25 protein-coding genes and 1 tRNA gene are annotated in these 25,910 nt (G+C 56.1%); 11 read left to right on the top strand and 15 right to left on the bottom strand.

Features of this window, described 5'->3' with window-relative positions:
• Window positions 1-44 precede the first annotated feature (44 nt).
• From carB to VI895_04320, 6 genes are read right to left on the bottom strand one after another with little or no spacing between them, the layout of a single operon-like run.
• Entirely contained in the window at window positions 45-3,272 is a 3,228-nt protein-coding gene (gene carB, locus VI895_04345; protein ID HLG19032.1) for a carbamoyl-phosphate synthase large subunit, read from the bottom strand.
• Complete coding sequence (locus tag VI895_04340) at window positions 3,265-3,903, bottom strand: hypothetical protein (protein HLG19031.1); 639 nt, start codon at window positions 3,901-3,903, stop codon at window positions 3,265-3,267. The genes carB and VI895_04340 overlap by 8 nt, the downstream gene beginning before the upstream one ends.
• A complete protein-coding gene (gene carA, locus VI895_04335; GenBank protein HLG19030.1) occupies window positions 3,885-5,003 on the bottom strand; it encodes a glutamine-hydrolyzing carbamoyl-phosphate synthase small subunit in 1,119 nt (372 codons plus the stop codon). The genes VI895_04340 and carA overlap by 19 nt, the downstream gene beginning before the upstream one ends.
• Window positions 5,000-6,286 (bottom strand): dihydroorotase, encoded by a 1,287-nt coding sequence (locus tag VI895_04330; protein ID HLG19029.1) that lies wholly within the window; start codon window positions 6,284-6,286, stop codon window positions 5,000-5,002. Before VI895_04330 ends, carA begins: the two co-directional genes overlap by 4 nt.
• The gene (locus VI895_04325) at window positions 6,283-7,212 is read right to left on the bottom strand and encodes an aspartate carbamoyltransferase catalytic subunit (GenBank protein HLG19028.1); all 930 of its coding nucleotides are present in this window, start codon (window positions 7,210-7,212) and stop codon (window positions 6,283-6,285) included. Before VI895_04325 ends, VI895_04330 begins: the two co-directional genes overlap by 4 nt.
• Entirely contained in the window at window positions 7,212-7,568 is a 357-nt protein-coding gene (locus VI895_04320; GenBank protein ID HLG19027.1) for a hypothetical protein, read from the bottom strand. The genes VI895_04325 and VI895_04320 overlap by 1 nt, the downstream gene beginning before the upstream one ends.
• 234 nt (window positions 7,569-7,802) lie before the next feature.
• On the opposite strand from VI895_04320, the gene VI895_04315 reads away from it, so the two are divergent.
• Both VI895_04315 and VI895_04310 read left to right on the top strand, forming a co-directional pair.
• Window positions 7,803-8,006, top strand: coding sequence for a type II toxin-antitoxin system VapB family antitoxin (locus VI895_04315; protein HLG19026.1), 204 nt, complete (start codon window positions 7,803-7,805; stop codon window positions 8,004-8,006).
• On the top strand, window positions 7,987-8,391 hold the full coding sequence (locus VI895_04310; protein HLG19025.1) for a PIN domain-containing protein: 405 nt from the start codon (window positions 7,987-7,989) through the stop codon (window positions 8,389-8,391). Before VI895_04315 ends, VI895_04310 begins: the two co-directional genes overlap by 20 nt.
• On the opposite strand, the gene lepA is transcribed toward VI895_04310, so the two are convergent.
• The 4 genes from lepA to VI895_04290 form a co-directional block, all read right to left on the bottom strand.
• On the bottom strand, window positions 8,378-10,174 hold the full coding sequence (gene lepA / locus VI895_04305; GenBank protein ID HLG19024.1) for a translation elongation factor 4: 1,797 nt from the start codon (window positions 10,172-10,174) through the stop codon (window positions 8,378-8,380). The two genes, VI895_04310 and lepA, sit on opposite strands and share 14 nt — an antisense overlap.
• Window positions 10,175-10,314: 140 nt before the next feature.
• A complete protein-coding gene (locus tag VI895_04300) occupies window positions 10,315-11,970 on the bottom strand; it encodes a hypothetical protein (GenBank protein HLG19023.1) in 1,656 nt (551 codons plus the stop codon).
• Window positions 11,967-12,899 (bottom strand): NAD-dependent epimerase/dehydratase family protein, encoded by a 933-nt coding sequence (locus VI895_04295; GenBank protein HLG19022.1) that lies wholly within the window; start codon window positions 12,897-12,899, stop codon window positions 11,967-11,969. The genes VI895_04300 and VI895_04295 overlap by 4 nt, the downstream gene beginning before the upstream one ends.
• A gap of 3 nt (window positions 12,900-12,902) precedes the next feature.
• On the bottom strand, window positions 12,903-13,076 hold the full coding sequence (locus tag VI895_04290; GenBank protein HLG19021.1) for a ribbon-helix-helix domain-containing protein: 174 nt from the start codon (window positions 13,074-13,076) through the stop codon (window positions 12,903-12,905).
• A gap of 165 nt (window positions 13,077-13,241) precedes the next feature.
• Here VI895_04290 and VI895_04285 point away from each other — a divergent pair, with 165 nt between their 5' ends.
• The 7 genes from VI895_04285 (at window position 13,242) to VI895_04255 (ending at window position 16,617) form a co-directional block, all read left to right on the top strand.
• Window positions 13,242-13,706, top strand: coding sequence for a hypothetical protein (locus tag VI895_04285; protein ID HLG19020.1), 465 nt, complete (start codon window positions 13,242-13,244; stop codon window positions 13,704-13,706).
• Window positions 13,707-13,885: 179 nt separating this feature from the next.
• The gene (locus tag VI895_04280) at window positions 13,886-14,536 is read left to right on the top strand and encodes a lytic transglycosylase domain-containing protein (GenBank protein HLG19019.1); all 651 of its coding nucleotides are present in this window, start codon (window positions 13,886-13,888) and stop codon (window positions 14,534-14,536) included.
• Window positions 14,499-15,101, top strand: a complete 603-nt coding sequence (pgsA, locus tag VI895_04275) for a CDP-diacylglycerol--glycerol-3-phosphate 3-phosphatidyltransferase (protein ID HLG19018.1) — start codon at window positions 14,499-14,501, stop codon at window positions 15,099-15,101. The genes VI895_04280 and pgsA overlap by 38 nt, the downstream gene beginning before the upstream one ends.
• A gap of 32 nt (window positions 15,102-15,133) precedes the next feature.
• Window positions 15,134-15,454: a hypothetical protein gene (locus VI895_04270; protein ID HLG19017.1), complete on the top strand. Its 321-nt coding sequence runs from the start codon at window positions 15,134-15,136 to the stop codon at window positions 15,452-15,454.
• 279 nt (window positions 15,455-15,733) lie between these two features.
• Window positions 15,734-15,809: transfer RNA gene (locus VI895_04265), tRNA-Ala, on the top strand.
• 197 nt (window positions 15,810-16,006) lie between these two features.
• Window positions 16,007-16,300 (top strand): type II toxin-antitoxin system RelE/ParE family toxin, encoded by a 294-nt coding sequence (locus VI895_04260; protein ID HLG19016.1) that lies wholly within the window; start codon window positions 16,007-16,009, stop codon window positions 16,298-16,300.
• An 11-nt stretch (window positions 16,301-16,311) separates the two neighbouring features.
• On the top strand, window positions 16,312-16,617 hold the full coding sequence (locus VI895_04255) for a HigA family addiction module antitoxin (GenBank protein HLG19015.1): 306 nt from the start codon (window positions 16,312-16,314) through the stop codon (window positions 16,615-16,617).
• A gap of 347 nt (window positions 16,618-16,964) precedes the next feature.
• Here the strand turns inward: VI895_04255 and VI895_04250 are convergent, their stop codons facing one another.
• The 4 genes from VI895_04250 to VI895_04235 form a co-directional block, all read right to left on the bottom strand.
• Window positions 16,965-17,468, bottom strand: coding sequence for a hypothetical protein (locus VI895_04250; protein ID HLG19014.1), 504 nt, complete (start codon window positions 17,466-17,468; stop codon window positions 16,965-16,967).
• Window positions 17,469-17,480: 12 nt separating this feature from the next.
• Window positions 17,481-17,975, bottom strand: a complete 495-nt coding sequence (locus VI895_04245) for a hypothetical protein (protein HLG19013.1) — start codon at window positions 17,973-17,975, stop codon at window positions 17,481-17,483.
• Window positions 17,976-18,383: 408 nt separating this feature from the next.
• Window positions 18,384-18,578, bottom strand: coding sequence for a hypothetical protein (locus VI895_04240; protein HLG19012.1), 195 nt, complete (start codon window positions 18,576-18,578; stop codon window positions 18,384-18,386).
• Window positions 18,579-18,655: 77 nt separating this feature from the next.
• A complete protein-coding gene (locus VI895_04235; GenBank protein ID HLG19011.1) occupies window positions 18,656-21,172 on the bottom strand; it encodes a DEAD/DEAH box helicase in 2,517 nt (838 codons plus the stop codon).
• A gap of 125 nt (window positions 21,173-21,297) precedes the next feature.
• Here VI895_04235 and VI895_04230 point away from each other — a divergent pair, with 125 nt between their 5' ends.
• Together VI895_04230 and VI895_04225 are read left to right on the top strand one after the other, a co-directional pair.
• On the top strand, window positions 21,298-23,214 hold the full coding sequence (locus VI895_04230; protein HLG19010.1) for an ATP-binding protein: 1,917 nt from the start codon (window positions 21,298-21,300) through the stop codon (window positions 23,212-23,214).
• Window positions 23,207-24,256 (top strand): AAA family ATPase, encoded by a 1,050-nt coding sequence (locus VI895_04225; protein HLG19009.1) that lies wholly within the window; start codon window positions 23,207-23,209, stop codon window positions 24,254-24,256. The genes VI895_04230 and VI895_04225 overlap by 8 nt, the downstream gene beginning before the upstream one ends.
• A gap of 67 nt (window positions 24,257-24,323) precedes the next feature.
• Here VI895_04225 and VI895_04220 read toward each other — a convergent pair whose 3' ends face one another.
• The gene (locus VI895_04220; protein ID HLG19008.1) at window positions 24,324-25,523 is read right to left on the bottom strand and encodes an IS4 family transposase; all 1,200 of its coding nucleotides are present in this window, start codon (window positions 25,521-25,523) and stop codon (window positions 24,324-24,326) included.
• Between the last annotated feature and the right edge of the window lie 387 nt (window positions 25,524-25,910).

Raw genomic sequence — 25,910 nt, 5'->3', positions numbered from 1 at the left:
AAGGGGTCGTTCGATGGCCTCGAGATATTCCCGGGCCCGTTCACTCATGAATTGGATTTCCGAAGAGACTGGAGAGCGACGACATCGACGACCCCATGTTGGAACGCGCCGATCGCGAGAGCCGCGGCCCGCGAACCTTGCACCGTCGTATAGTAGGGGATTCCCTTTTCGAGAGCCGACCGCCGAATGGAATACGAATCGCGGATCGACTCCTTTCCGAGCGTCGTGTTCATGACCAGATCGATCTTTCGATCGAGAATCATATCGACGATATGGGGACGCCCTTCCAGGACCTTATTCACCTTTTCGGCGGGGATGCCGTGGTCGATCAGATATTGCGCCGTTCCGCGCGTGGATACGATGCGGAAACCGTTTCGGCGCATCTGGCGGGCGATTTCGAGCGTTACTTCCTTGTCCTGGTCGTTCACGCTGATAAACACGCTCCCTGATTGCGGCAAAACGTTCCCCGCTGCCACCTGGGCTTTTCCGAAGGCGATTTCCCAATGTGTATCGACTCCCATGACCTCGCCGGTCGACTTCATTTCCGGACCCAGGATCGTGTCAACGTTTGTGAATTTGAGGAAGGGGAACACCGGGGACTTGACGGCGAAATGATCCGTCTGCCTTCGTTTATCGAGAGCGCTCACATCGACCGTGCCGCCCAACATCACCTGGACCGCTTCCTTCACGAGGGGAATTCCGATCGCTTTCGATACGAACGGCACCGTGCGCGAAGCTCGCGGGTTGACCTCCAGGACATACAGACGGTCTTTTTGCAGCGCGAATTGAATGTTAAGCAGTCCTTTTACGTCCAGAGCTTCCGCGATTCTGCGAGTCTGATCCTGGATCTGGCGAACGATTTCCGGCGAAAGAGAAAACGGCGGGAGAACGCACGAACTGTCGCCGGAATGGACTCCCGCCTGTTCAACGTGCTCCATAATTCCGGCCACAAATGTGTTTTTTCCGTCGCTCAACGCATCGACGTCGATCTCCGTCGAGTTCTCCAGGTAGCGGTCGATCAAGACCGGATATTCGGGTGAGGCTTTGACCGCCTTGTCGAGATAGTCGCGAAGCTCCTGGATGTCGTAGACGACTTCCATCGACCGGCCGCCCAATACGTAGGACGGCCGCACCATCAACGGAAACGTCAAGCTGGAGGCCAAGGCTTCCGCCTCTTGGGTCGACCTCGCGATCCAGCTCTCGGTTTGCACAATGTGAATCTGATTCACCAACTCCCTGAACTTGTCCCGATCTTCGGCGATGTCGATGCTCTTCGGAGCGGTGCCCAGGATGGGAACACCTTCCGCTTCGAGTACCTTCGCCAGTTTCAGCGGCGTCTGGCCGCCGAACTGAAGGATGACTCCTTTTGGTTTTTCCCTCTGGAGGATCGAAAGAACGTCTTCTTTGGTCAAAGGTTCGAAATAGAGACGATCGGAAATGTCGAAGTCGGTCGAAACCGTCTCGGGATTGCAGTTGATCATGATGCTTTCAACACCCGCCTCGCGCAGCGCCAGGCTCGCATGAACGCAGCAGTAATCGAACTCGATCCCTTGGCCGATCCGGTTGGGGCCGCTCCCCAGAATCACGACTTTGCTCTTTTGCGTCGGCGGTGCCTCGTCCTCCTGGTCGTACGTCGAGTAAAGATAGTTCGTAAAGGCTTCGAATTCGGCCGCGCAGGTGTCGACCATTTTATAAACCGGCCGAACTCCCGACGCCTCGCGCTGGCGGCGGATGTCGTCCTGGGTGGTGCTGAGAATTTCACCCAACCGCACGTCCGAGAATCCGAGCTGCTTTAAACGTTTCCACTCTTCGGCCGGAAGTTTTTCTCCTTGCCGTTTGGCCAGGTTCTCCTCTTCGAAAACTATGTTTCGAATTTGATCCAGAAACCACGGATCGATGCTTGTGGCTTCGTGAATCCGCTCCATCGAAATTCCGCGGCGGAATCCTTCGGCGATATACATAATCCGCTCCGGCAGAGGCGTCCGCATCCTGGAGAGAAGGTCGGAGTCCGTGGCGTCTCCTTTCATGACGCTGGCCACCGATCCCCAGAATCCGAAGCGATTGATCTCCAACGACCGCAGCGCCTTTTGAAAGGACTCGGTAAACGTGCGCCCGATGGCCATGACCTCCCCCACGGCCTTCATTTGGGTCGTGAGCGTCCGGTCGGAGCCTTTGAATTTTCCGAAATCGAACCGCGGAATTTTCGTGACGACGTAATCGATCGTCGGCTCGAACGAAGCTTTCGTCTGTTTCGTGATGTCGTTCGGAATTTCATCCAGCGTGTAACCGACCGCCAGCTTGGCGGCGATTTTCGCGATCGGATATCCGGTCGCTTTGGACGCCAAAGCGGAGCTTCGAGACACGCGCGGGTTCATTTCGATGATGTAGACCCGGCCGTCGCCGGGATGCACGGCGAATTGGATGTTGGATCCGCCGGAATCGACGCCGATTTCCCGCATCACGGCGATCGAGTAATCGCGCAGGCGCTGGTACTCGACGTCCGTCAATGTCTGCGACGGCGCCACGGTGATGCTGTCCCCCGTATGTATGCCGACCGGATCGAAGTTTTCAATCGTGCATACCACCACGACGTTGTCGTTCCGGTCGCGCATCATTTCGAGTTCGAATTCCTTCCAGCCGAGAATCGACTCTTCGACCAGGACTTCACTTATATGGCTTCGTTCCAACCCCCAGCGGACGAGTTTCTCGTATTCTTCCCGGTTGTACGCGATGCTGGCTCCGCTTCCGCCGAGCGTATACGACGGCCGGATAATCGCCGGCAGACCGACGATTTCGAGCGCGGCGAGAGCATCCATGCGGGAGCTTAAGTAGACACTCTTCGGCGTGGGGCATTGGATTCGCGCCATCGCCTCCTTGAACCGCTCGCGCTGCTCCGCTTTTTCGATCGATTCGACTCGCGCGCCGATCAGCTCGACCCGGCAGGCTTCCAAGACACCCTGTTTATGAAGTTCCGTCGCGAGGTTGAGCGCCGTCTGCCCTCCCATCGTCGGGAGAATGGCGTCCGGTTGTTCCTTCTCGATCACTTCCGTGACCGAAGCGACCGTCAATGGCTCCACGTACGTGGCGTCCGCGTAAATCGGGTCGGTCATGATCGTGGCCGGATTGGAATTCACGAGAATGAGCCGGTACCCCTCTTCCTTCAGCGCCTTGAGCGCTTGCGTTCCGCTGTAATCAAACTCGCAAGCCTGGCCGATGACGATCGGGCCGGAGCCGATCAACATGATCGATTCAATATCCGTGCGCTTAGGCATCGGGGATCTCCGTGGAATAAATCTGCGAAGCGGGGACATGTTTGAATCGATCGCACTTGAGTCGCTTGGCCGCCAGGTCGAACAGGAATTTTCCAAACGTTTCGCGGGACGAGGCGCGTTGCTTCGTGGCCTCCCCAAGGATGTACTTATGGGCCTCGAGAGGGTGAACGATCATGGCGTCCGAAAAAACCGCCTGATTTCCGACCCGCAGAATCCGTGTCTCAAAAATGTCGTTCCGGTTGATGCCGACGTGCGTTCTCCGCTCCAAAACGTCGTATTCGGTCTGGTCGTAAAGGTCTTTCACGCGAAACCGTTCCCCTTTCCGATTCAACATCAAAAATAGACTCCGGATGCTCCGTTCCAGGCCGTGGAGAATCGTCCGATCCTCTTCCGAAAGCGTCTCTCCGAACATTTCCGAATAAAGCCGCACCGGAGGCACGCCCGAATCCCAGAGCGGACGATCGCACATGTACCATTCCAAGAACGACGTCATCCGCATTTCGAACGTCGGCTCCTCTTCATGCACTTTCCCGGACTTCCGAAAATAGTCCTCCCGCGCAACTTTGAGTTCGGGCAGGTATCGCTCTCCCGTGAAGCGCTGGATCACCGGCTCTAGGACTTTCTCGTACATTGAATGAACGCTCCGAAAAGATAAGACGCGTCATGAGGCCCCGGATTCGCTTCCGGATGGTACTGGATCGCCTGGATTTTCACGTCCGGCAGCTCGAATCCTTCGATCGTTCCGTCCGAAAGATGAACATGGGTCACGCGAACCGGTCCGAATGTCTTTCCGCTCACGCGGGTCAGGCTCTCCCCATCCACGGCGAAACCGTGGTTCTGCGAGGTGATTTCGATCCGGCCGTTTTTTTCGTTCCGGACCGGATGATTGGCGCCGTGATGCCCGAATTTCAGTTTGTAGGTCTTGGCTCCCACGGCGAGCGCGAGGAGCTGATGACCGAGACAGATGCCGAACATCGGAAGCTTTCCGACCAGTTTTCGAATCGTCTCCGGCAGGCCGCGCACGGCGTCAGGATCGCCGGGGCCGTTGGAAATCACCACGCCGTCGAGTTTCATCGATTGGATTTCATCCGCCGTGGCCGACGGCGGGAACACCGTGACCGCGGCCCCTTCGTCTTTTAGGCGCCGTAAAATATTCCATTTGACGCCGCAGTCGATCACGCCGACGCGTACGTCTCCTTCGATCACCATCCGGTTCTTCGAATCGGTTTCCCAGACATATTTTCTCGGTTCGGCCACTTTGGTGGCCAGATCCAGTCCGGTCATCGGTGGAACCTCTTTCAGCCGCCGCTGCAGGTCCTCCTTGGAAAACCGCTCCGTTCCGACCACCGCGCGCAAGGCCCCCTTGGAGCGAAGTTTTCGTGTCAGTGCCCGCGTGTCGATCCCTTCCACCGCGACGACTTTCCGTTCCTTGAAGTAATTTTCCAGACTCTGGGTCGCGCGCCAGTTGCTGTGTCGGGCGATGTATTGGCGCACGACAAATCCGGCGGCGAATACTTTTCTTGATTCGACGTCTTCGGGATTCACACCGGTATTCCCGATCAACGGATAGGTCATCGTCACGATCTGGCCTTCGTACGAGGGGTCGGTGAGAATTTCCTGGTACCCGCTCATGGCGGTGTTGAACACCGCTTCGCCGCCGCCGAGGCCGTCGAATCCGAACGACCGACCCTCAAAAAGCGTTCCGTCTTCAAGAAGCAGATACCCCCTCACAATCCCTCCGCCCGAAATTTTTCTTCCCCCCCGACGATCGTCCCGAGCACGCGTCCCTTTCCGACAAATCCCTCAAACGGCGTATTTCGAGATTTTGAAAATGTGCCCGCAGCCGAAAGCGGGCGCTCCCCGTCCGCCGAGAATAAAACGATATCCGCCGGTGCCCCCGGTTTGAGCGTCCCGCCGGGAATTCCAACAATCCGCGCCGGTTCCGTGGACATTTTCCGAATCAGTTGCGAAAGCATGAGATCGCCCGACGCTACGAGCGTGAGAAGCACCGGAAGCGCCGTCTCCAAACCGATGACGCCGTTCGGAGCCTTTTCATACGCCATTTTCTTTTCCAGGTCGGTGTGCGGCGCGTGATCCGTCGCGATCACGTCGATCCAATCATCCTTCAGAGCTTTCACCAACGCCGAACGATCCGCCGAAGAACGAAGCGGCGGATACATTTTGGCGTTCGTTCCATGTTTCAGGACCGCTTCATCCGTCAACAAGAGGTGATGAGGCGTCGCTTCGGCCGTCAGCCCTTTGACCTTGGGTTTGTACTCCCGAAGAAGTTGGATGGAGGAAACACAGGAGAGATGCGCCAGGTGCAGACGCCCTCCCGTTTCCGCCGCCAAAATGATGACCCGCGCCACGTCGGCGCTCTCCGCGGCTACCGGAATCCCCTTGAGCCCGAGACGATCGGCTACCCGCCCTTCGTTGACGGTGGGCCCCGCGGAAAGAGCGAGATCCTCGCAATGAGCGATCATCGGGACGTTCAGCTTCCGCCCCATTTCCAACGCCTCCCGCATTCGATGCGAATCGACGACGGGACGGCCGTCGTCTGAAAACGCCACACACCCCGCCTCTTTCATTTCCGCCAACGGCGCGAGTTCCGTGCTCTTGAGGCCTTTTGTGATCGCACCGACCGGAAAGACGCGGCAAAAAGCGGTTTCGTCCGCCCGCTTTCGGATCCATCGCGTGATTTCCACGGAATCGTTGACCGGATCGGTGTTCGGCATGCAGAGAACCGAAGTAAATCCGCCCGCCACGGCTGCGTGGGTCCCGGAAGCAATATCTTCTTTCTCTTCCTGCCCCGGTTCCCGAAGGTGGACGTGCAGATCGATCAACCCGGGCGCCACGATCGCACCGTTTGCATCGATCGTTTGGTCCGGTTTCGCGGGCGGCGGCTCACCGAAAAGAAGCGCCTGAATCTTCCCATCCTCAACCCAGACGTCTCCCTTCCGGTCGACGTTTTGAGACGGATCGACCAGCCGGCCTCCACGAATGTGCAGTTTCATCTCTCTTCCCCGCGAAGGAGCTCGAAAATCGCCATCCGCATGAAGAGACCGTTTTCCACCTGGCGCAAAATCATCGATCGCGGCCCGTCGGCCACAGACGAATCGATTTCGATTCCCCGGTTGATCGGTCCCGGATGAAGAACAATCGCGTCCGGATGGGCGAGCTCGAGCCGTTGCGGAGTGAGCGAGAAATTTTTCCGGTAATCCGCCTCGTCCACGACTATTTTCCCTTCCCGCTCTTTCTGCAGGCGCAGCACCATCACCACATCGGCCCCCCGAATCGCCTCGTCGGCCGTTTTCACAATCGTCCCCTGAGGAACATCCAAACGTTCGGGGAGAAGTCCCGCCGGTCCGCTGACGCGGCACTTCGCACCGAGCTGACTCAAAAGATGGAGATTGGACCGGGCGACGCGGCTTCGAAGAATGTCTCCGAGAATGGCCACCTGCAATCCGTTGAAGGATTTCTTTCGCTCCCGAATCGTAAAGGCGTCCAGAAGCGCCTGACTCGGATGTTCATTTGTGCCGTCCCCGGCGTTTAAGACATGAGCCTCCCGACCCGCGTTCATCGCCAGACGCGCGGGCTCTCCCGACGTGGCATGTCGGATGACGAAGTACCGACATCCGAGCGCACGCAACGTGGCAATCGTGTCATCCAGCGTTTCTCCTTTCGTGACGCTCGACGTCGACGGCGCGATGTTCACGACGCGCGCCCCCATCCGCCAGGCGGCCATCTGAAATGAAACCCTCGTACGGGTACTGGCCTCCCAAAAAATATTGGTGACGGTCTCTCGGTCCAGCGCCTTTTCGTCGGCCGGGAGAATTCCCCTCATCCGCTTGAACGCTTCCGTTCGGGAGAATAAATATTCGATGGACTCCGGAGGGAGATCCTTCGCGGAAAGAAGATGATGAATCGGTTCGTGTGTCATTAGTAAAAGACCGTCTCTTCCCGAAGCCGGAAATTGTGCGCCACGACGATGTCGAAGGGATGTTCGATCGTGACACGCCAAAGCACTGAAATCCGGACCCGGTCCGAGAATTTTTCCACTTTCAGGTCCTCCGGGTCGAGCGCGACCGCCAGCTGACGCTGAGCTGAATTCACAATGGATTCGATGGTTTGTTCGGGAGTCTTTCGCTTTGCGGCGTACGACTCTTCTTTGATCAACTCTTGGAGCTGCTGTTTTTTCCAAAAAACCGGAACATATTGAAAGGACAGGTAAAAACCAGCACCTATGAGCAGGTATATGAAGATGTTTACGAGATTAAACCGCCGGGGACCCGCCATTTGCTCTCCTGTCTCTCCCCTTCGGATCCGCACCTAAAAAAAACGCCTCTCCTCGAGGCGTCTTTTCAGATCTGATCCGGTCGTGAACCTCCAAATCGGCGGTCACCATAATATAACCACGCGTTTCGTCAAGAGTTTTATGCCGGGTTGAAGCGCCATCTTCACCGTGTTGAGCGCGTTCGTCGAATACATACGAGTTGACGGTCCAAATGCATATAATCTACAATGATTTATATGCGAACCACGTTAATCCTTCCTGAGGATGTTTTGCGGCAGGCGATGGACCTATCCAAGGCCCGCACAAAAACCGAGGCCGTAGTGTTGAGTCTCCGGACCTTCGTTCGTCTGAAGCTTCGCGAGAGCCTGGCCAAAGCGGGCGGCTCGCTCAAGTCCCTTGCCTCCACCCGAGAGATCGTTCGTGGCCGCCGGAAACGTTGATCTCGTTTTGGCGGACACCAGCATCTGGGTGGACCATCTAAAGCGTGGGAACGTTCCCGGCTTCGCGGACCTTCTCGTCCACGACCAAATTCTCCTCAGCGCTTACGTTGAATTGGAACTTCTTTGCGGCATGCGAAACCGAAACGAACGAGCCTTTCTCCGAAGGCATTTCCAGGGCGTCCGACGGCCTGAAATCCCCGCGCTGCCGGACGACGCTTCGCATTTTGTCGAAGACCACTCGCTGGGCGGAAGCGGCCTCTCCGCGATCGACGTACTCCTTCTCCAGGAAACCACCTTGAACCGGGCGACACTTTGGACACGGGATCGGGCACTTCACAAAGCCGCGGCCGATCTCCGCTGCCTTTATCACGTCACTCAACCTTGAGAATAGCGAGGAAGGCTTCCTGCGGTAGGTCCACACGCCCGACGCGCTTCATCCGCCGCTTACCCTCTTTTTGGCGTTCCAGCAGCTTCCTTTTCCGGGTGATGTCCCCCCCGTAACACTTCGCCGTGACGTTCTTCCTCAATGCCGAAAGAGACTCGCGCGCGATTACTTTGTTTCCGATCGACGCCTGAATCGCCACCTCGAACATCTGGCGCGGAATGACTTCCTTCATCCGCTTCGCCAGCTCCCGCCCCCGATGGTACGAAACGTCGCGATGAACGATCAGGGAGAGCGCATCCACCTTTTCGCCGTTGATCAGCATGTCGAGTTTGATCAGTTCGGAAGCTTCGAATCTTGTGAACTCGTAGTCGAGCGAAGCGTAGCCGCGCGAGACCGATTTAAGCTTGTCGTAGAAATCAAAGACGATCTCGTTGAACGGAAGGTCGTACTTGAGAATGACTTTCGAAGGCGTCGGGAATTCCATGGCGACCTGCTTCCCCCTCCTCCCCTCGCATAACGCGAGGATCGCGCCGACATATTCGTTCGGCGTGTGAATCGTGGCGGTAATCCGCGGCTCCTGAATTTCGTCGATCTCCTGAATCGGCGGCAACTTCGAAGGATTGTCGATCTCCACGACTTCCCCGTTCAATTTCTTGATCTTATAAACCACCGTCGGCGCCGTCGTAATGACATCCACCTGGAATTCCCGCTCCAGGCGTTCCTGAATGATTTCCATGTGAAGCAATCCCAAAAACCCGCATCGAAATCCGAAGCCGAGCGCCGCCGAAGTTTCCGGTTCGAAGCTGAACGACGCGTCGTTGAGACGAAGTTTTTCCAGAGCGTCCCGAAGCTCGTCGAATTCCTGCTCCGCCGTCGGAAAGATCCCGCAGAAAACCATCGGCTTCACGATCCGAAATCCGGCGAATGGGGCCGCCGTGGGGCGGTCCGGATTCGTCACCGTATCGCCGATTTTCGTTTCCCGGACATCCTTGATGGCGGCCGCCACGAATCCGACCTCTCCGGCGGATAATTCGTCCACCAAATAGGGCTCGGGATTGAGGACTCCCACGCGCTCGACCTCAAACTCCTGTCGCGTCGCCATGAATCGAATGTGGTCCCCTTTCTTGAGCGTTCCGTCGAAAAGCCGCATGAGACAGACGACGCCGAGATACGGGTCGTACCAGCTATCGAAGAGAAGCGCCTTGAGCGGAGCGTTCACGGACCCTTTGGGAGGAGGGATCCGGGCGACGACCGCCTCCAAGACTTCCGAGACATGGGTCCCTTCCTTCGCGCTGATGGCGATGGCGTCTTTTGTGTCCAGACCGATCACGTCTTCCACCTCCCGACGGGCTCGATCCACATCCGAGCTGGGAAGATCGATCTTGTTCCAGACCAAAATGACTTCGAGATGATGTTCGATCGCCTGATACACATGCGCCAAGGTCTGCGCCTGAACGCCTTGGGAGGCATCGACCAGCAAAATAACCCCTTCGCACGCGACCAAACTTCGAGACACTTCGTAGGAGAAATCGACGTGGCCGGGAGTATCGATCAAGTTGAACTGATACGTCCCGCCGCTTTTTGCGCGATACTCCAATCGCGCGGTCTGCGCTTTGATCGTGATCCCCCGCTCCCGCTCCAAGTCCATCCGGTCGAGGTATTGCTCTTTCATTTCCCGCTTTGACAGCGCCCCCGTCATTTCCAGAAATCGATCGGCCAACGTCGATTTTCCGTGATCGATATGCGCGATGATTGAAAAATTTCGAATTCTGTCCATGGGCATGAAGCTCAGGTACTCACCTACAATTTCCGGCCGGCTCTTTTAACCTGTTTTTGAGGGGTGCGCCATTCGTATCCTATTTGTTCGACGGGGTCCCCGGCGCCGAGAAGCTCGTGCGCCTAACGCCATTGAGGAAGAGCGGCTCAATAAAACTGAAGTGCGCGAATCGCGGGATCCCCGGAAGGAACCTCGCGACCCCATCGGGATAAATTCCCCCAGTAACGGGCGTAGGTTTGTGGCTCCAGGCGATCGACGTGAAACAGAGCGAACCGAATTTTTTGCCGTTCAAACCAGGCGGCATCGAGCGTCCCGTCCAAACTCGAACGCATAAATGTTTCTAAGAATCCGATGGCCGTGAGGTCCGCCCGCGCTGTGTATCCACAGAGAAGTGGCTTGCCGTGGTAGACTTGATAGTACTGAAAAATTCGATCTTGCCATCCGGGATACTTGGGAAAAAACATTCCGGAGTGGAGGGGAAATTCGGCCACGGCGAATTTTTCCTTATCACGCGCAATCGTTTGATAGATCGCCGGAAGGCGATGGGGCGTCATGGGATAGTCACCCGGATAAAGCTCCAGCGCCGCAAGCCCCAAGAGAACTCCTAGCGCTCCTTTTGTGACCGCATCCGATTTCAGGTGATTTGCCATCCAGGTTTGAATCTCTTGAATGCCAAAAGGAATCAGCAGGCACATTCCAAGAAACGTCAGGATGAGGAAGCGTGAAGGCGCGCGAAAATGAATGACGCCCGGAACGAAATTGGAAAGGAGGGCGTACGGTGTCCAGGGTGAGGAAACGATCGCCGATCCTTTCCAATAAACGGCCGGACCGACGGCAAGAGCGAAACCGAAGAGGATGAGAATTCCTCCGAGGCGGGCCCAACGCTTTGGAGCGTGAAACCAGCCACAGAGAGCGAACCCAAACGACACCCATCCCAGATATACGCTTCGCTCGTAAGGATTTGCGGCAAAAAACGCCAGGATGCGCTCTCGGCCGGCCAAAAAGGGATGGAAATTCGGAACGAAGATCGCCCAAAGATCGGCGGAGTTATCCGGACCCGGTTTTTCAAGAACGAGAGTCGCGGCTCTCATATTTTGGAAAAGAGGTATCAAGATGGGGAGGAGAAATACCAACGATGTTGCGATCGCGACGATACAACGCCGATCTCGAATAATGCCCGGCCATCGAGACAGCTGAAGCGCCCAAATAACGATCGTAATGATCAACGCCGCGACCAGGTGGTACCAGTCGCCGTAGCCGGTGAGAACGACACTCCCCACCAGGAGGACAAAGTTCTTCTTTCCGCCGCCGACGAAGTAACGATGGGCGAACAGAACCACCGCCGGAAGAAAGTAGGTACTCAAGAGGTTGAGGTGCCCCAAACCGTGCGATAGACGAAAATAGGAAAAACCAAAAACGAAACCGGCTAATAAAGAGCCTAATCGCGCTCCGCTCGCGTCAAATGCCACGGCGTACATGGCCGTGGACGACAACACGAACGTGAGAAGCCACTGAAGGTTGTACGTCTGAACAGGGTTCAAAAAGAACGATAGAAATGCGCCGGGGATGGAATTGAGAAGCGACAGCGTATGCGTTCCGAGGGAGATCCCCTCCGGAAAAAAAACCGCCTTCGTGAAAAAAGGGCTCCGCCCGACAAACAGGGAATGCGCAAGCCACCAGTTGTGCCAGACAAAAAGGTAGTTATCCCCCGGAATTCCCGCCAGGGAGGAAGAGAAGTTTAAAAAAACCGAAGGGAACCAAAGAAGGCAGATCGCGAAGTAGAAAAAGCCGGCACGCCTCAAAGGATCTTCCTGAAATAGTCGATCGTCTTTTGAAGACCGACCTCCAGCTTCGTGGATGGAGACCATCCGAGGGTCTTCTGGGCTCTGGTCAAAACGGGGCAGCGCTGTTTCGGATCATCTTCGGGCAGCGGCGTGAACGAGTAAGAACTCCTGGATTGGGTGAGGTGAACGATGGTTTCGGCCAGGAGTTTCACCGTCATTTCATGGTCGTTGCCGAGATTAATCGGTTCCACCGGCCTCTTGTCGGCAAAGCGAACAATCCCGTCCACCAGGTCATCCACGTAACAAAGGCTTCGGGTTTGGAGGCCGTCGCCATAGATCGTCAACGGCTCGCCATGCAGAGCCTGAGATATAAAATTTGGGATGACTCGGCCGTCGTTCAACCGCATTCGAGGGCCGTACGTGTTGAAAATCCGGACGATGGAGGTCGAAACCTTTTTGTTGCGGTGATAGGCCATGGTCAAAGCCTCCGCGAAACGCTTGGATTCGTCGTAAACCCCGCGAACGCCGATCGGATTCACATTTCCGAAGTAATCTTCCCGCTGGGGATGAACTTCGGGATCACCGTAGACCTCGCTGGTGGAGGCCAGCAGAAACCAGCTCCCCTGTTTGAGGGAATATTCCAAAGCGTGCATCGTTCCGAGCGAACCGACGCGGAGAATCGGAATCGCGAGCGGAACAAAGTCCTTCGGGCTGGCGGGCGACGCCATATGAAACACCCCATCGGCTTTTCCGACGTCTGGAAACCGATCGGAAACGTCGGCCTCGACAAATTGATACCGGGTTTTTCCGCGGAGCCCATCGAGATTCGCGATACGTCCGGTCATAAGATTGTCGATGGCCACGACCTCGTGGCCATTTGACCAAAGACGTTCGACAAGGTGCGAGCCGATGAACCCAGCCCCGCCGGTAACGACATATCGGGACATTTTTTAGGTGAAAGACATTTGGCCGGGGATCTGGTTCTTGTACCGTTCCAAAACCATATCGATTCCCTGGCGTATGAACTCTGCGACCGGTACTTTGGTTTTCTTGTTGAGAAGCTTTAGCTTCTCGTTCTGGTCTTCAGTGATATAAACCGTTGTGGATATTTTTTTACGCGACATGAGCGGCCCCAATCGATTTAGGAAAAATCAGCTCCCACCACCGTAGCAATGAGAATGACATTACGTGCCCATATATATATTGTCAACACTAAGCACCTCCTCGGGGCGCTCGCCCTTGTAGCGCTGTTCGGCCATGGATGCAGTTCTGCAACGGGTCCAAAGCCCGTGACCTCCAAAGAACCTGAGAAAGGACTCGAGTTTGTTAAGCTGGACGTCGCTCGGCGCGGCCGGCCGGATACCTGGCGGTGGTTGAAGAAAGGCCAGAACGGGCAACCCTCTGAAATCGTTAGAGAAGAAGTTGACTTAAACGGAGATGGAAAGGTCGATTTTCAAAAGAAATTCGCTCAAGGGAAGCCCCTTCTTTTCACCCTGGACCTGGACTTTGACGGTCGAAATGACCTTATCGAACACTATATTGATGGGGCGCTGGTCAGAATCGAATCTTCCCACAACTTCTCGGGAAAGATGGACACCTGGCGTTTTTTTGAGAAAGGCGCTCTGGCGCGGGTTGAGCGGGACACCAACGGCGACGGGAAACCGGATGAATGGATGTATTACGCTCAAGACAAACTTCAAAGAACAGCCCGGGATCTCAATTATGACGGCGTCGTAGACACCTGGGAGGAATGACCCAACCGCAACTTAAAATAAGAAATAGTCGCTTTTTCGACGAAGCACCTTCCCCTGTCCGAAAGACCCGAAATTTACCATAAAATATAGTATAATTTCAATAGATTAAACTTGTTCCGCCGAATTGCAATCTTTGCTAGAATAATTACGAAAGTTCCGCTGATAAGACTTTATCCTCGATGACCGCACTCTTTCAGAAATTTTCGGCTCTGATGCCCCTCGCCCTGGTCCTGTTGTCGGGACCGGTAAGGGCCGATTTTTTTACGTTCACCGACGCCGACGGAACCATTCACTTCGCGGATGAACCGCCCGACCATGCTCAGTTCTCCATTTATAAGCTTCGAAACGAAGACCCGTTCCGTATTGCGGCCATCCGGATTCCTCGGGAAGAACTCCGGAAATTGATCTCACGTTACAGCTCGCAGTACAACGTCACTCCTTCCCTCATCGAGGCGGTGGTCAAAGCCGAATCCGAATACGACCCGATGGCCGTCTCGAAAAAAGGGGCCCGAGGCTTGATGCAACTGATGCCCACGACCGCAGAGCAGTTGGGAGTCTTCAACCCCCACGATCCGAAAGAAAACCTCCGGGGAGGGATTCGCTACCTCAAGCAACTCCTCGAACAGTTTCAAGGGGACGTGGAACTTGCCGTGGCCGCATACAACGCGGGACCCGGGGCGATCACAAAGTACGGAGGGGTGCCCCCCTTTCCCGAGACGGTTGACTACGTGAAGAAGGTGCGAAAGTATTACGACCGATTCCAGGAGCTTACGCCGGTCACTTTCCCGCACGATGTCCTCGCCGATCAACAGCAGCCCAATCCCCTCTAGTCGGGTCTACAATTTACCGAATGCATTAACGGCCATCCGAATCGTCGCGATTCCCGCCGTCGTGGCGCTTGTCTATGGGCGGAATACCGCGTGGAACGACTTTTGGGCGGCGGCGCTGTTCGGATTCGCTTTCTGGACCGATTTTTTCGACGGGATGATCGCGCGGCGGACAAAGACGATCACGCGGTTGGGAAAGATCATGGACCCGATGGCCGATAAACTCCTCGTTCTCGCGGCCCTCTTGATGTTGATTCATCTGCACCGCGTGCAAGTGATCACGGCGATTCTTTTGTTAAGTCGCGAAATCGCCGTCAGCGGCCTTCGGAGCTTGGCCGGAAGTGAAGGAATCTTCATCCCCTCCATCCTGAGCGCAAAAATCAAAACTTGGTTGGAAGGATTTGCGATCGCTTTTTTGTTGCTCGGCCCGGAGAATCGTTGGCTGGGGATCGAATGGATGGAACTCGGAGGCGTCTTGCTTTACGCCGCTCTTGCTCTCGCGCTCTGGTCCGCGGCGATCTACTTTCGAAACTATTATGAAGGCACCGTTTCAGACGCCGCGGCTTGATCCGCCGCCCGGTGCCTGTTAGGGTACGGTCCATGGCCGACGCGCCGAAATCCCCTTCGACCGATTCGCGCAGAGACAAAGCGTGGTCCAAGGCTCGTGAGGCTCTGGAACGCGGCCGCGAAGGGCTTCTGAAAGTCTCGCGGGTTGGAAAAATCAAATTCAACACCGCGCGGATGCAGCGGGATCGGGTAACCCTCTACCGCACTTTGGGAGAGGAAACCTACCGACTCTGCAAATCGGGCCGTCTGGTTTCGCCGGAGATCGACGGATTGATTCACGAGATCGATCGGCTTTCCGAACGCATCGACGCCCAAAAGATCGAGATGCAAGAAAAGGCCCGCCAGAGCCGCTAACTCCGATCACGACGTCGAACTGCAGCTAAGCTGAATAAACCGCGTCTTCAGCGCTCTCCCAGCGACAACAAAGACAACGCCAAATTGATTCTTCGAAAGTTCAATGTTAACTCTTTCCGCCGATGGGGCTGTAGCTCAGCTGCCCTGGGAGGAGCCATCGCGATCACGCGATGGAGGGCCCCACGTATAATAAACCGCGTCTTCAGCGCTCTCCCAGCGACAACAAAGACAACGCCAAATTGATTCTTCGAAAGTTCAATGTTAACTCTTTCCGCCGATGGGGCTGTAGCTCAGCTGGGAGAGCGCTTGAATGGCATTCAAGAGGTCGACGGTTCGATCCCGTTCAGCTCCACCAAACCGTAAAATCATGTTGGTAGACTAAGGCCCGCCCAGCTAAGGCTTTGGAATTATGGATCATTTGCTTTGAGCGGTCCTGTTCGAGCCACACATCTTGTAAACACGTTTCAAACTCCCTCGAGCCTAGACACAGTTTAGCAAAAACTGTTATTATTACCTTATCTAGGTATACCAATATGTGGTATAAAATCGGCGATGCCGATTCAGTCATTCGCCGACGACCCGTGCCGGCGATTCTTCGAAACCGGGCGCGTCGACAAAGGCGTCAAATGGGCCAACGCCAAGGGCATCGTCAAGCGAAAGTTGGATATGTTGCACTACGCAGCAAGATTGGACGACCTCAGATCACCGCCCGGCAATCGGTTGGAGGCCCTGAAAGGAAGTTTGACCGGCTTGTTCAGTATTCGCGTCAACGATCAGTGGCGGATTGTTTTTCGGTGGTCCGCATTAGGTCCGGTGGACGTACGTGTGACGTATTATCACGGGTAGGAGGGTAAAAAATGTTTGTTGTGAAAAGAAGGCCGACGACTCCTGGGGAGATTCTTTCCGAGGAGTTTCTAAAACCGCTAGGCCTCTCTCAAAAACAAGTGGCGCAGCATTTGGGGTGTGACATTAAGGTGGTAAACCGGATCGTCAACGGCCGAACGTCGGTCACAGCTGAGATGGCGTTGAAACTGGGCGCTGCATTCGGCATGTCCCCTGACTTTTGGCTGAATGCACAGACAGCGATGGACGTGTACCACGCATCGAGAAAGTTGAGGTCTCTTCCGAAACGCTTCCGCACCTCAGCACGCGCAGCGGCTTGACCTAACTCTTGTTCTAAATTCTTTACCCATGATGATATCCGCGAGAGCACCTTAAGCCCCCGCTATAATAAGTCCCGAGCCATTTGCCATTAGGTTGGTCCCGCTCCCCTCGGGGCGAATGCAACTGAAGTGACAGGCGAAGCCTGGCACGAGGTTGCTCATCAAAGGCAAGGCGTTCCGAATTGGCGAAAGATTTCAAACGAGCAGGGCGAACTGCAAGGGCCGTGACGGTTCCTCCGGCGCGGCCCTTGCGGCCTCAAAATCCATCCGGATTTTCATTGAAAAACGTTCGAACTTTGGCCAGTTTGGACCACCAGACCGTCGGCTCGAACCACGTATTCTCTCATTTAAGGTGCCAAATCCTTGCGAACCAGGCTTTCGAGGTACTGACTTTCTCCTAGGCCTCTCAACGAGGCTTGCTGACGAATGCCCTCAGCAATGTGCTGAGGAAACCGGAACGATTTTGTGATTCGCCTTTGACGTGAAAGTGGCTTCGTTCTCCGATCCGGAAGTATTCTCTCAGTCCATCGCTGAAAATTCTTGAATGGAATGCCTCGCACCATTCGATCGGCCTTCTCTCCTTTTTTGATTTGTGCAAGTACCGCTCTCACATCTTTCGGTAGCCGGTCCTTTTGCAGGAAAGCCGCCGGGAAATGAAGGAGTGCCGCAGGCAGAACCTCCAACACTCTTGGCTCGACATTTTTCGCAACCCAAAGCACGTCTGGAACCCGCAACTTGCCTGTGGGTCGCGCTTTAACCCACGGAACAATCAATAATCCCTTTGCTGCAAGGAAACCCAGCACGCGCTTTGTTCTTCGATTTTGGTAGTTTCTGTCGATTTCGTTTGTCATTTTTTCAATTCATTATTTCTTGAAGTAGTTCGGATCGCCACCATGTTGTCGAATGAGACTTTCCAGCTCTCGTCCGTATATTTTTAATGCCTGCTTGATCAATATTCTGTTCTTCTCTTTTGCTTTTATGGCCTTCGACGTCAGCAAATAGAGAGGATTCACAACGTCACACTTCAAACGCGGAGTCTCAAAAATTGTGATTTGGGTACTCTCAGGCGGAACCCAAACAAGATGGCTGTCCCGATCGTATTCCAGCCCAAAAGCTTCCAACACTTTTTCAAACAGCTGCACCAGGCTGTACTCCGCCTGGATTTTCGCGTCTACGTCCGCGGTTCCAACAAGATGTAATTTCGCCTCCAACTCGTCCGGATGAGCAAAGAGGCCCATTTGACCCAGAAGCAGAATTTTCATTTTCGGATATGAAGTTATTTCGTCAGCCCGTCTCCGCTCATTCTCCTTTTCAATGCGTTCATCCAGCTCGCGCAAAATCTGTTCGAAGTTAAACATGATGTCTTACTTTACTCCGAGTATGTAATTAGTGCAATACATTATTAAATATTTAATATTATTAATTTATACAACTAATTGTTCTGGCGGAACTCACGCGCGGCCGGGCACATTTAGCCCCCGCTAAAATAAATCCCGAGCCGTTCTACGTTCATTGGCGGTCCCGCTCCCCTCGGGCCGAAGGCCGGCGCAACCGCAGTGACATGCGAAGCCTGGCACGAGGTTGCTCGTCAAAGGCAAGGCGTCGCGAGTCGGCAACGAAATTCAAACGAGCAGGGCTAACTGCAAAAGTTGCGACGGTTCCTCGGGCGCAACTTTTGCGGCCTCAAAACGTCTTCGGATTTTCGTCAAACCAGCGCCGGATCTCGTCCCAAATGGGCCACCAGACCGTCGGCTCGAAGCGAAAGCCTATTTCTTCACCCGATCCCGCCATCTCCGATAAGTTCCAGCCGCCTCTTCGGACGATCGCCCCCAAAGGGCCTTGGCGCTGGTCGGGATCCCATCCAGTCCGCACTGTCGAGCCGCCTGAGCGACGTTCCCGCCATGAATCGAAAGTGCGAATTCCCACTCTTCCCGATCTACTTGTCCCAGAGAACGCGACACCTCTTGGTCGAAGAGAAACGCTTTTTTCTTCGCGTTTGCGTCTCAAGTACCGCTGCCGCTCTGACTTCTCCCGGTCTCTATGCCGATGGCGAGCCATGCGTCGGAGTGGTGAACGCGGCGAGGAGATCGGCTATTTTTTGCAGAACCTCCGGTTTGGGCACCGGCAATTTCAAAAACGGCTCGCCCGTAGTTTCATCGCGGGCGATCAGCGGCGTGGATCGCTCGGAGGGCGCCTTGTCTGAAGATGGATGCGCGGTTGTTTGAAGGATCTCGCCGAACCGTTGGAGGAGGGAAAGACCGGCTGAGATGGTTTTCGCCCAAACCTCCTGGTCCGACATCGGCTGTCCCGCGAGGCGGTCCTTTCGCGCGGGCGCAGTCTTTCCGACGGCGGCCGCTTCGCCCTTCCCGTCTCCGGGTGTCGGATCGTCCGCTTGTGCTGCCTCGGCGCCGTTGCCCGTCTCGCGCGGCATGGGGGCGGGAATGCCTCCGGAGACGTTCTCCACCGTCTCCATGAATTGGCTGAGCCGCGAACCGCCGAGGAAAACTTCGTCCTCCCCGCCGTCCAGGACGCCGGCAAACATCGACTTCTTGAACCGGAGGAGGTTCAGCATCCCATGTTCGATCGTTCCCTGGGCGATGAAATTCACGACCTGGATCGGACGGTGCTGCCCCAGGCGGTGAACACGGCCAATCCGCTGCTCCAAGACCGCCGGGTTCCACGGCTGGTCCATGTTCACCACGGCCGAGGCGTTTTGCAGATTGAGTCCGACGCCGCCGGCGTCCGTCGACAGGAAAACCCGGCAGTCGGGATCCTCCTTGAACTGTTGGATCAAGTCTTTTCGTTTCCGGCCCGGCACACCTCCATGAAACAAAACGTACTTCCATTTCCGGGCCTTGAATCTCCCTTCCAGGATTTCATGCGTCCGAACCCACTGACTAAAGACCACGACCTTCGCGTCCGGCCGCTCGAAGATCTCCCCAAGCAGGGAGACCAATTCGTCGGCTTTAACTCCGAAATCCGTTGTCTTATCCAAAAGGTACGTGCTGTTGCACGACATCCGCATGAACTGAAGGGCGATCATCAGCCTGCGCTGATCCGCTTCGGAGAGAAACTTGTACCGCCTCCACTTCGCGACGATCCGTACGACAATGTCGCGGTTGTCATCATGGTGCTGCATCTGCGGTTCCGTCATGGGGACAAAGAAATTCTTATCAATCCGCTCCGGGAGTTGCGTCAGGACCTCTTTTTTGTTTCGGCGGAGGAGGACCGATTTGAGCGTCTGTGAGATCTTCGAAAGGTTCCGGTATCCGGTCACTTTTCCCAACTCGTCGGTGCTCTGATGCTCGTCCAGGAAACGGAACAGGGGGCCCAGGTGATACCGGTCGACGAACTGGACGATCGAATGAAGTTCCTCCAGGCGGTTTTCGAGCGGCGTGCCGGTCAGGACGATCGCATATTCGGAGCGGAGCTTTTTCACGTTTTGCGCTGTGCGGGTTTTCCAGTTCTTGATCCGCTGCGCCTCGTCGAGGACGATCAGGTCCGGTTCCCAGGCGTGAATTAGCTCAAGATCGCGGTGGATGACGTCGTAGTTCGTGATCTTGTAAAACGTCTCGCTCCGATAGCCTTTCGATCGGACCGCAAGCGCCCCCTCGATCACTTCCGCGCTTCGTTCCGTGAATTTCTCGATCTCCTGTTTCCACTGGTGCTTGAGCGACGTGGGGCAGACGACGAGAACCCGTTGGATCCCGACGGTGCGGGCCAGGATTTCCGCCGCGGCCAGCGCCTGGACGGTCTTGCCCAGACCCATGTCGTCGGCGAGAAGCGAACGCCCGGACTTGGCCGTGAAAAGAGCCCCCTCCCGCTGGTACTCATACATCGGAACTTTGATCAGATTCAGAAACGCCGGACTTTGAATTCCTTCGGGACAGGCTTCATCGATGAGCCTGCGGCGCCTTTGCTCGTCCCGCACCTGGGCCACGTAGCCGATCGCCTCTTCGTAACAGCGGAGCTCCGCTCCGGCGGCCTGGGCTTCCTTGAGAAATTTCTCGAACCGGACATACGCTTCGGGTTTGAGGATCTGTTGCCCATCGAAATACCGCCGGACGATTTTGAGTAACGCCGGCGGGCAGGCCGCGCCGGGTCGGAATGCGACCTCCCTCTTGGCGTTGTAGCGAAGGTAGACCTCCGAGTACTCGGGCCGGAATCCGCGCTTGAGAAGAGCGAGGCCGGAACGTTTCCGCTCCAGCTTGGCGAGCGTGAACTCGATATGTTTACACGTCCCGAGCGTGTTGACCGAAAAGTCGGGGCAGGAGCAGTAGTTGTCGCCGGGATTTCTCCCGCGGATCAGGACGCGGTAAGTTCCGCCGCTCTGAGGGTTCGTCACGGAAAACTCGGAAAAAATCGGATCGCTCCCGAGGTTTTTCAGCCCAAACTTTTGTTCGCGCCCGTAGTCGCGCCGAAGCGCGATCTGCCATTCTTCCAAAGCCATCCCTTCCGGTTTTTTCAGGCGGGTGACCTTCGGCGGCTGGACCTTGTTCTTCCCCTTCACCACACGCCGGAATGAATTCAGTTCCTCAGCGATCACGGATTCCACAACCGCGCCTCCCAGAAAAATTCAAAACTGATTTACCATTCCTTCGCATCCCGAGAAAGCAAAATGAAACTGCGGGGTCGGCGGGTGGACTCCTCCGGGTCGCTGTGATAGCTGGCGGCGTGAACATGGCCACTCCGAATACCGCCGAGGCAAACCCGAGGCTTAAGCCCCGAAGAAAATCCAAAAAAGACCGGGACATCCTGCGCGGCCGGGTACGGGCGCACGACCCCTTTGAACTGATCCGCTGGCTCGCGCTCAGCCAGCCGGACCCGCGCAAAGCTCTGGCGGAGCTGGTTCAGAACAGTCTCGATGCCGGCGCCCGCCGGATCCGCGTGGTCCGTGTGCGCGAAAAGGGGGTTCCTTGTCTTAAAGTTTTCGACGATGGCTCGGGGGTCATCCCCGAGATGGAGCGGCCGGACGCCCTTCGTTACATCGCCACGCACATCGGCCACAGCCGAAAGCGCTCGCTTTCCCCTCAAGAACGCCTCGCTCTCCTGACGCAAGGTCAGTACGGGATCGGCTTGCTCGGCTTTTGGAGCCTCGGTCAGATGCTCGAGATGCGCAGTTTCCTCCCCGGTCAGCCCCCGTACCGGCTGGTTCTCTATCGGGACCGGCCCGATTTTCTGATCGAGCCGTTGCGCGGGCGACTTTCCCTGGGAGAGAAGTTCACGGAAGTGATCGTCCTCGGACTTCACACCGGTGCGATGGGCGCACTCGTGGGAAGGCGGATGGCCGATTTCCTCTCCTCCGAACTTCGCGGTCAGCTCCTCGCAAGAGAGGTGGAGCTTGTCGTGGAGGACCGGATGGCGCGAGGAGCGGCGAAAAAGCCGATTCACGTCCGCCCTCCCCGTTTTCTCGGCGAACGTCTTTCGGGAATCGGCCCCCTCCCCGTGCCCGGATACCCGGAGATCCGGATGGAGTTTTATTTTTCCGGCGAGAATGACGGGAACGGCGAACGACTGGGAATCGGAATCTATTCTTCGGGAAGCCTTGTAGCCCAAGGCTTCCACGAACTCGGGGCGCTCGGTCTCGACCATCCCCCTTGGACCGACCCGCGCCTCTCGGGGTTCGTCGATTTTTCCGGGTTTGCCGTCGCGCCCGGAAGCCGCCGGGGCGTCGCCGTCGACGATGCGGCCGAAGCGTTCGCCAAAGCATTCATCGAATTCGAACCGGTCCTCGCGGGCGTCCTGGAAAGCCTCGAACATCACCGCTCCAAAGAGCAGGATCGTTCGCTCATCCGGGATCTCCAGCGGGCGTTTCGCGACTTCTACCGGCATCGCCCCCGCTACGCCCTTCTCCCCGTCACCGATCTTACGTTGACCGGCGCCCCGGATGGCAATGGCGGAAGCGAAACGAACGATGCGGTTGCAACCGAACTTCCTCCTCCCGAACGCGAGGACGAAACGTTCGATGTTTCCGCCGCCACGCTTCTTCCGCCCGGACCGCTGGAAAAAGTCCGGATCTCACCGGAAACCGTGAAGATCGTCTGCGGCGGCCGGAAAAATATCCGTGCGCTTCCCCTCGATTCCGAAGGACAGGCGATAAAGGAAGCCGTCGAATTCCGTTGGGCGGTCTCGGGAACCGCCGCTGTCCTCGTTGAGGAAACGATGGACGAAGGGATCGGACGGGCCACGCTCGAAGCTTCCGACCGGCCCGGAGCCGGAACGCTTTCGGTGATCGCACGGGGAGGAGGTCGCGAAGCGCGGGCGGAGGTCGCCGTGGAGGTTCTCGAAGAGATCTACAGCCGCCGCTCCAAAGAAGGAATCCCGGAGCCTGAGTTTGTAAGCCAGCCGGGAGCCCCGTGGCGTTCGCGCGTGGTGAGCGGCCGGTGGGAAGTGAACGCCGGCCATCTGGAATACCGGGCGCTCGCGGATCGCCCCGCCCTCCGGCTCCGCTACCTCGCGATGCTCTTCGCGAAGGAAGTGGTCCTCCAGAGCCATCAGGACCCCCGCCTCGAAGCACCGCTGGAGCAATTGGTGGAGGTGGCGGCGTACGCCGATCTGGAACTCTCCTCCAAACGCAAGGCGCGGAACGGTGCATGACCTGAGCCCCTGCCAGCAACGAGCGCTGCGAGAGCTTACGAACAGCCGGAACAATCATTTTGTTACAGGGGTCGCCGGAAGCGGAAAAAGTTTCTTGATCCGCCAATTTCTTAGAGACAAGGACCGTAAAACGTTTCCCATCGTCGCCAGCACGGGCGCCGCCGCCGTTCTCGTCGGCGGGCGCACGTTTCATAGCTTTTTCGGCCTGGGCATTATGGAAGGGGGAATTGAGAAAACGGTCGAACGGGCGCTGGAGAGCAAACGGGTCGTGAAAAGGCTTCGAAAGATCGAAGGTTTTATCTTGGATGAAATTTCGATGATCTCCGGTTCGACGTTGCGCGCGGCCGAAGCGATTTGCCGCCGGGCGAGGAAAATTCACGCGCCCTGGGGTGGGGCGCGCGTGATCACCGTGGGGGATTTCGCCCAACTTCCCCCGGTAAACCCCGGCGGGCAAGCCAAAGAATGGGCCTTTCTCGATGAGTCGTGGCGGCAATCGCGATTCGTCCCGGTCGTTTTGAAAACAATCGTCCGGTCGCAGGATCGGGATTACACCCGGATTCTCAATTATGTCCGCGACGGTATTATAAACGACGACGTGCAGACGTATCTGAATCGAAAAGTCGATTTCGAAGAAGGAATGAATCGGCCGGACACGACGTACCTCTTTCCCCGACGCGAAATGGCCGAACGAATCAATCGCGAACGTCTTGCCGGCATCAAAAAACCATTGAGGGAATTTCCGACCGAATATTCGGGGGAGCCGCGCGCGATCGAATCGCTGAAAAAACAGGCCCCCATTCCGGAGATTTTGCAGATCAAGGAGTCCGCGCTGGTCATGATCCGGATGAACGACCCGGGATTCAAGTATGTGAACGGCTCGCTCGGAATTGTCGTTAAAGCAGACGAAAATGCCGTCTCCGTTCGGCTGAAAAATCAGCGGGTCGAGTCGATTCCGAAGACGTCGTTTTCGCTCCTCGACGGCGACGGCAACGAAATCGCGAAAGCCACTAACTCACTGCTGTCCAAAACAGGACAGGTTTAACGACTGACCCCGCATAGGAGAGCCTTTTCCGGGCGACATTTTGTGTTTTTCTGATCCGGGTCCCCCCTTACGCTGTTATCGGCTGTCCAAGAAACGGCAGGGGAAGACCGAGCTGAACGGAAGGCGGAGTCAGCGGTGGTGTTTGAAAGGGATTGTCGAGCCAGTCCCGCAGATCCCGATAGGTAAAGAGGTTCAGCCGCAACATCGACGCCAGATTGGAAAGGGACCAGCGAGCTTTGGAGAGATGATGCAACCACTTGAGGAGCAGCATGGCAATCAAGGCTGTCCAAATCTGGATCCGCAGGGCATTTTCGCTGGTTCCCACAAAGGTTTTGATTTTCAAGTTCTGCTTGAGCGCCTTGAAGAAGAGTTCGATCTCCCAACGATCTTTGTAGATCGCGGAGATCGTCGTGGCGCCAAACGTCAGATGGTTGGTGACGAAGACGAGTTCCCTCTGATGTTCCTCATCCCATACCGTGACTCGCCGCAGAGCCTGCGGGCAGTGTTTTTGGGCGTAGAATCCGGTCCATCGAATGATTTCGTCGGAGAGGATGTTGCTGCGTTTGGGAACCTTTCGTTTCTCGATCACTTCGTAGACGGCGTTTTCCTTCATCCGCGTAACGAAATAGATTCCGCGCTCCGTCCACGTCCCGAAAAGCTTGTAGTCGTTGTATCCCCGATCGTCCGTCACAATGGAGCCGGCCGGGAGGGAGAGATACCGGGTGATCCGAACATCGTGGATCTTGGCGTTGGTGATATGGACAAAGGCGGGCATGTAATCGTCGTGGTCCAAGAGCACGTGGACCTTGACACCTCCCTTGGCCCGCCGAAACTCCGCCCAGGGGAATAAGGCCAAGCAGAGCGAGATCGTTGTGGAGTCTAACGACAAGAGCTTATTTTTGAATCGGAACTTCTGCTTACGTTGACCCACCCCTTCCTCGGATCGAAAGCGCTGGAGGGCCATCCAAAACAGCCTCTCGAACAGGCCGGCCGGACGATGCTCGTTCGCGTAGGAGAGCGTCGACTTATTGGGCGCACGATCGACTCCGAGGTGAACCAATTTTCCCAAACAACACGATAAGCCGTTGCAAATCTCCCGCAGGGAATCCGCGCGAGCCATCTGACAGAACAACATTGCGATAAACTGGCTCCAGCAGGAGAACCCCTTGGCTCGCCATTCCGCTCGGTGCTCTTTGACTAAGATCTGGAACTCGTTCCGCGGAAAGTGTTGAAGAAGTTGACTGAACAAACTCGCCGTCCGTAGCATGACTCGTCCTCCTGGTCTGGTTGTGATGAACTGGGCAAAAGGAATTTACTTCCGGGCGAGGAGGACGTCTTCTCTTTCGTCTCGGGTCTGAAAGAACAATGTCCCAACGTCAGAAGTGTTCTTGCTCCGGCGAGGTAAGCGCCTTGCGATCTCGAACCAAAGGGCGCCGTCGCAGGCTTCTTGACGAGGAACGTCAAGAAGCGGTTTTCAAAAACCTTCTTTTCGTCGGCCGTTCCTGAAAACCCATGAGATCTTAAGAAATTCTCCAGACGAAAAGAAGGACGCAACGGCGACGAGGAGTTGGTGTATGCAATGAGTTTCTTCGCCGGCGCGAGGTTTTATCGGCCTTCCGATTCAAAAATCTTCAAGCTGTTTTGGACAAGAGTG

The organism is Bdellovibrionota bacterium (assembly GCA_035292885.1).
Taxonomy (GTDB): domain Bacteria; phylum Bdellovibrionota_G; class JALEGL01; order JALEGL01; family DATDPG01; genus DATDPG01.
This window is presented reverse-complemented; position numbering and strand designations above follow the sequence as displayed.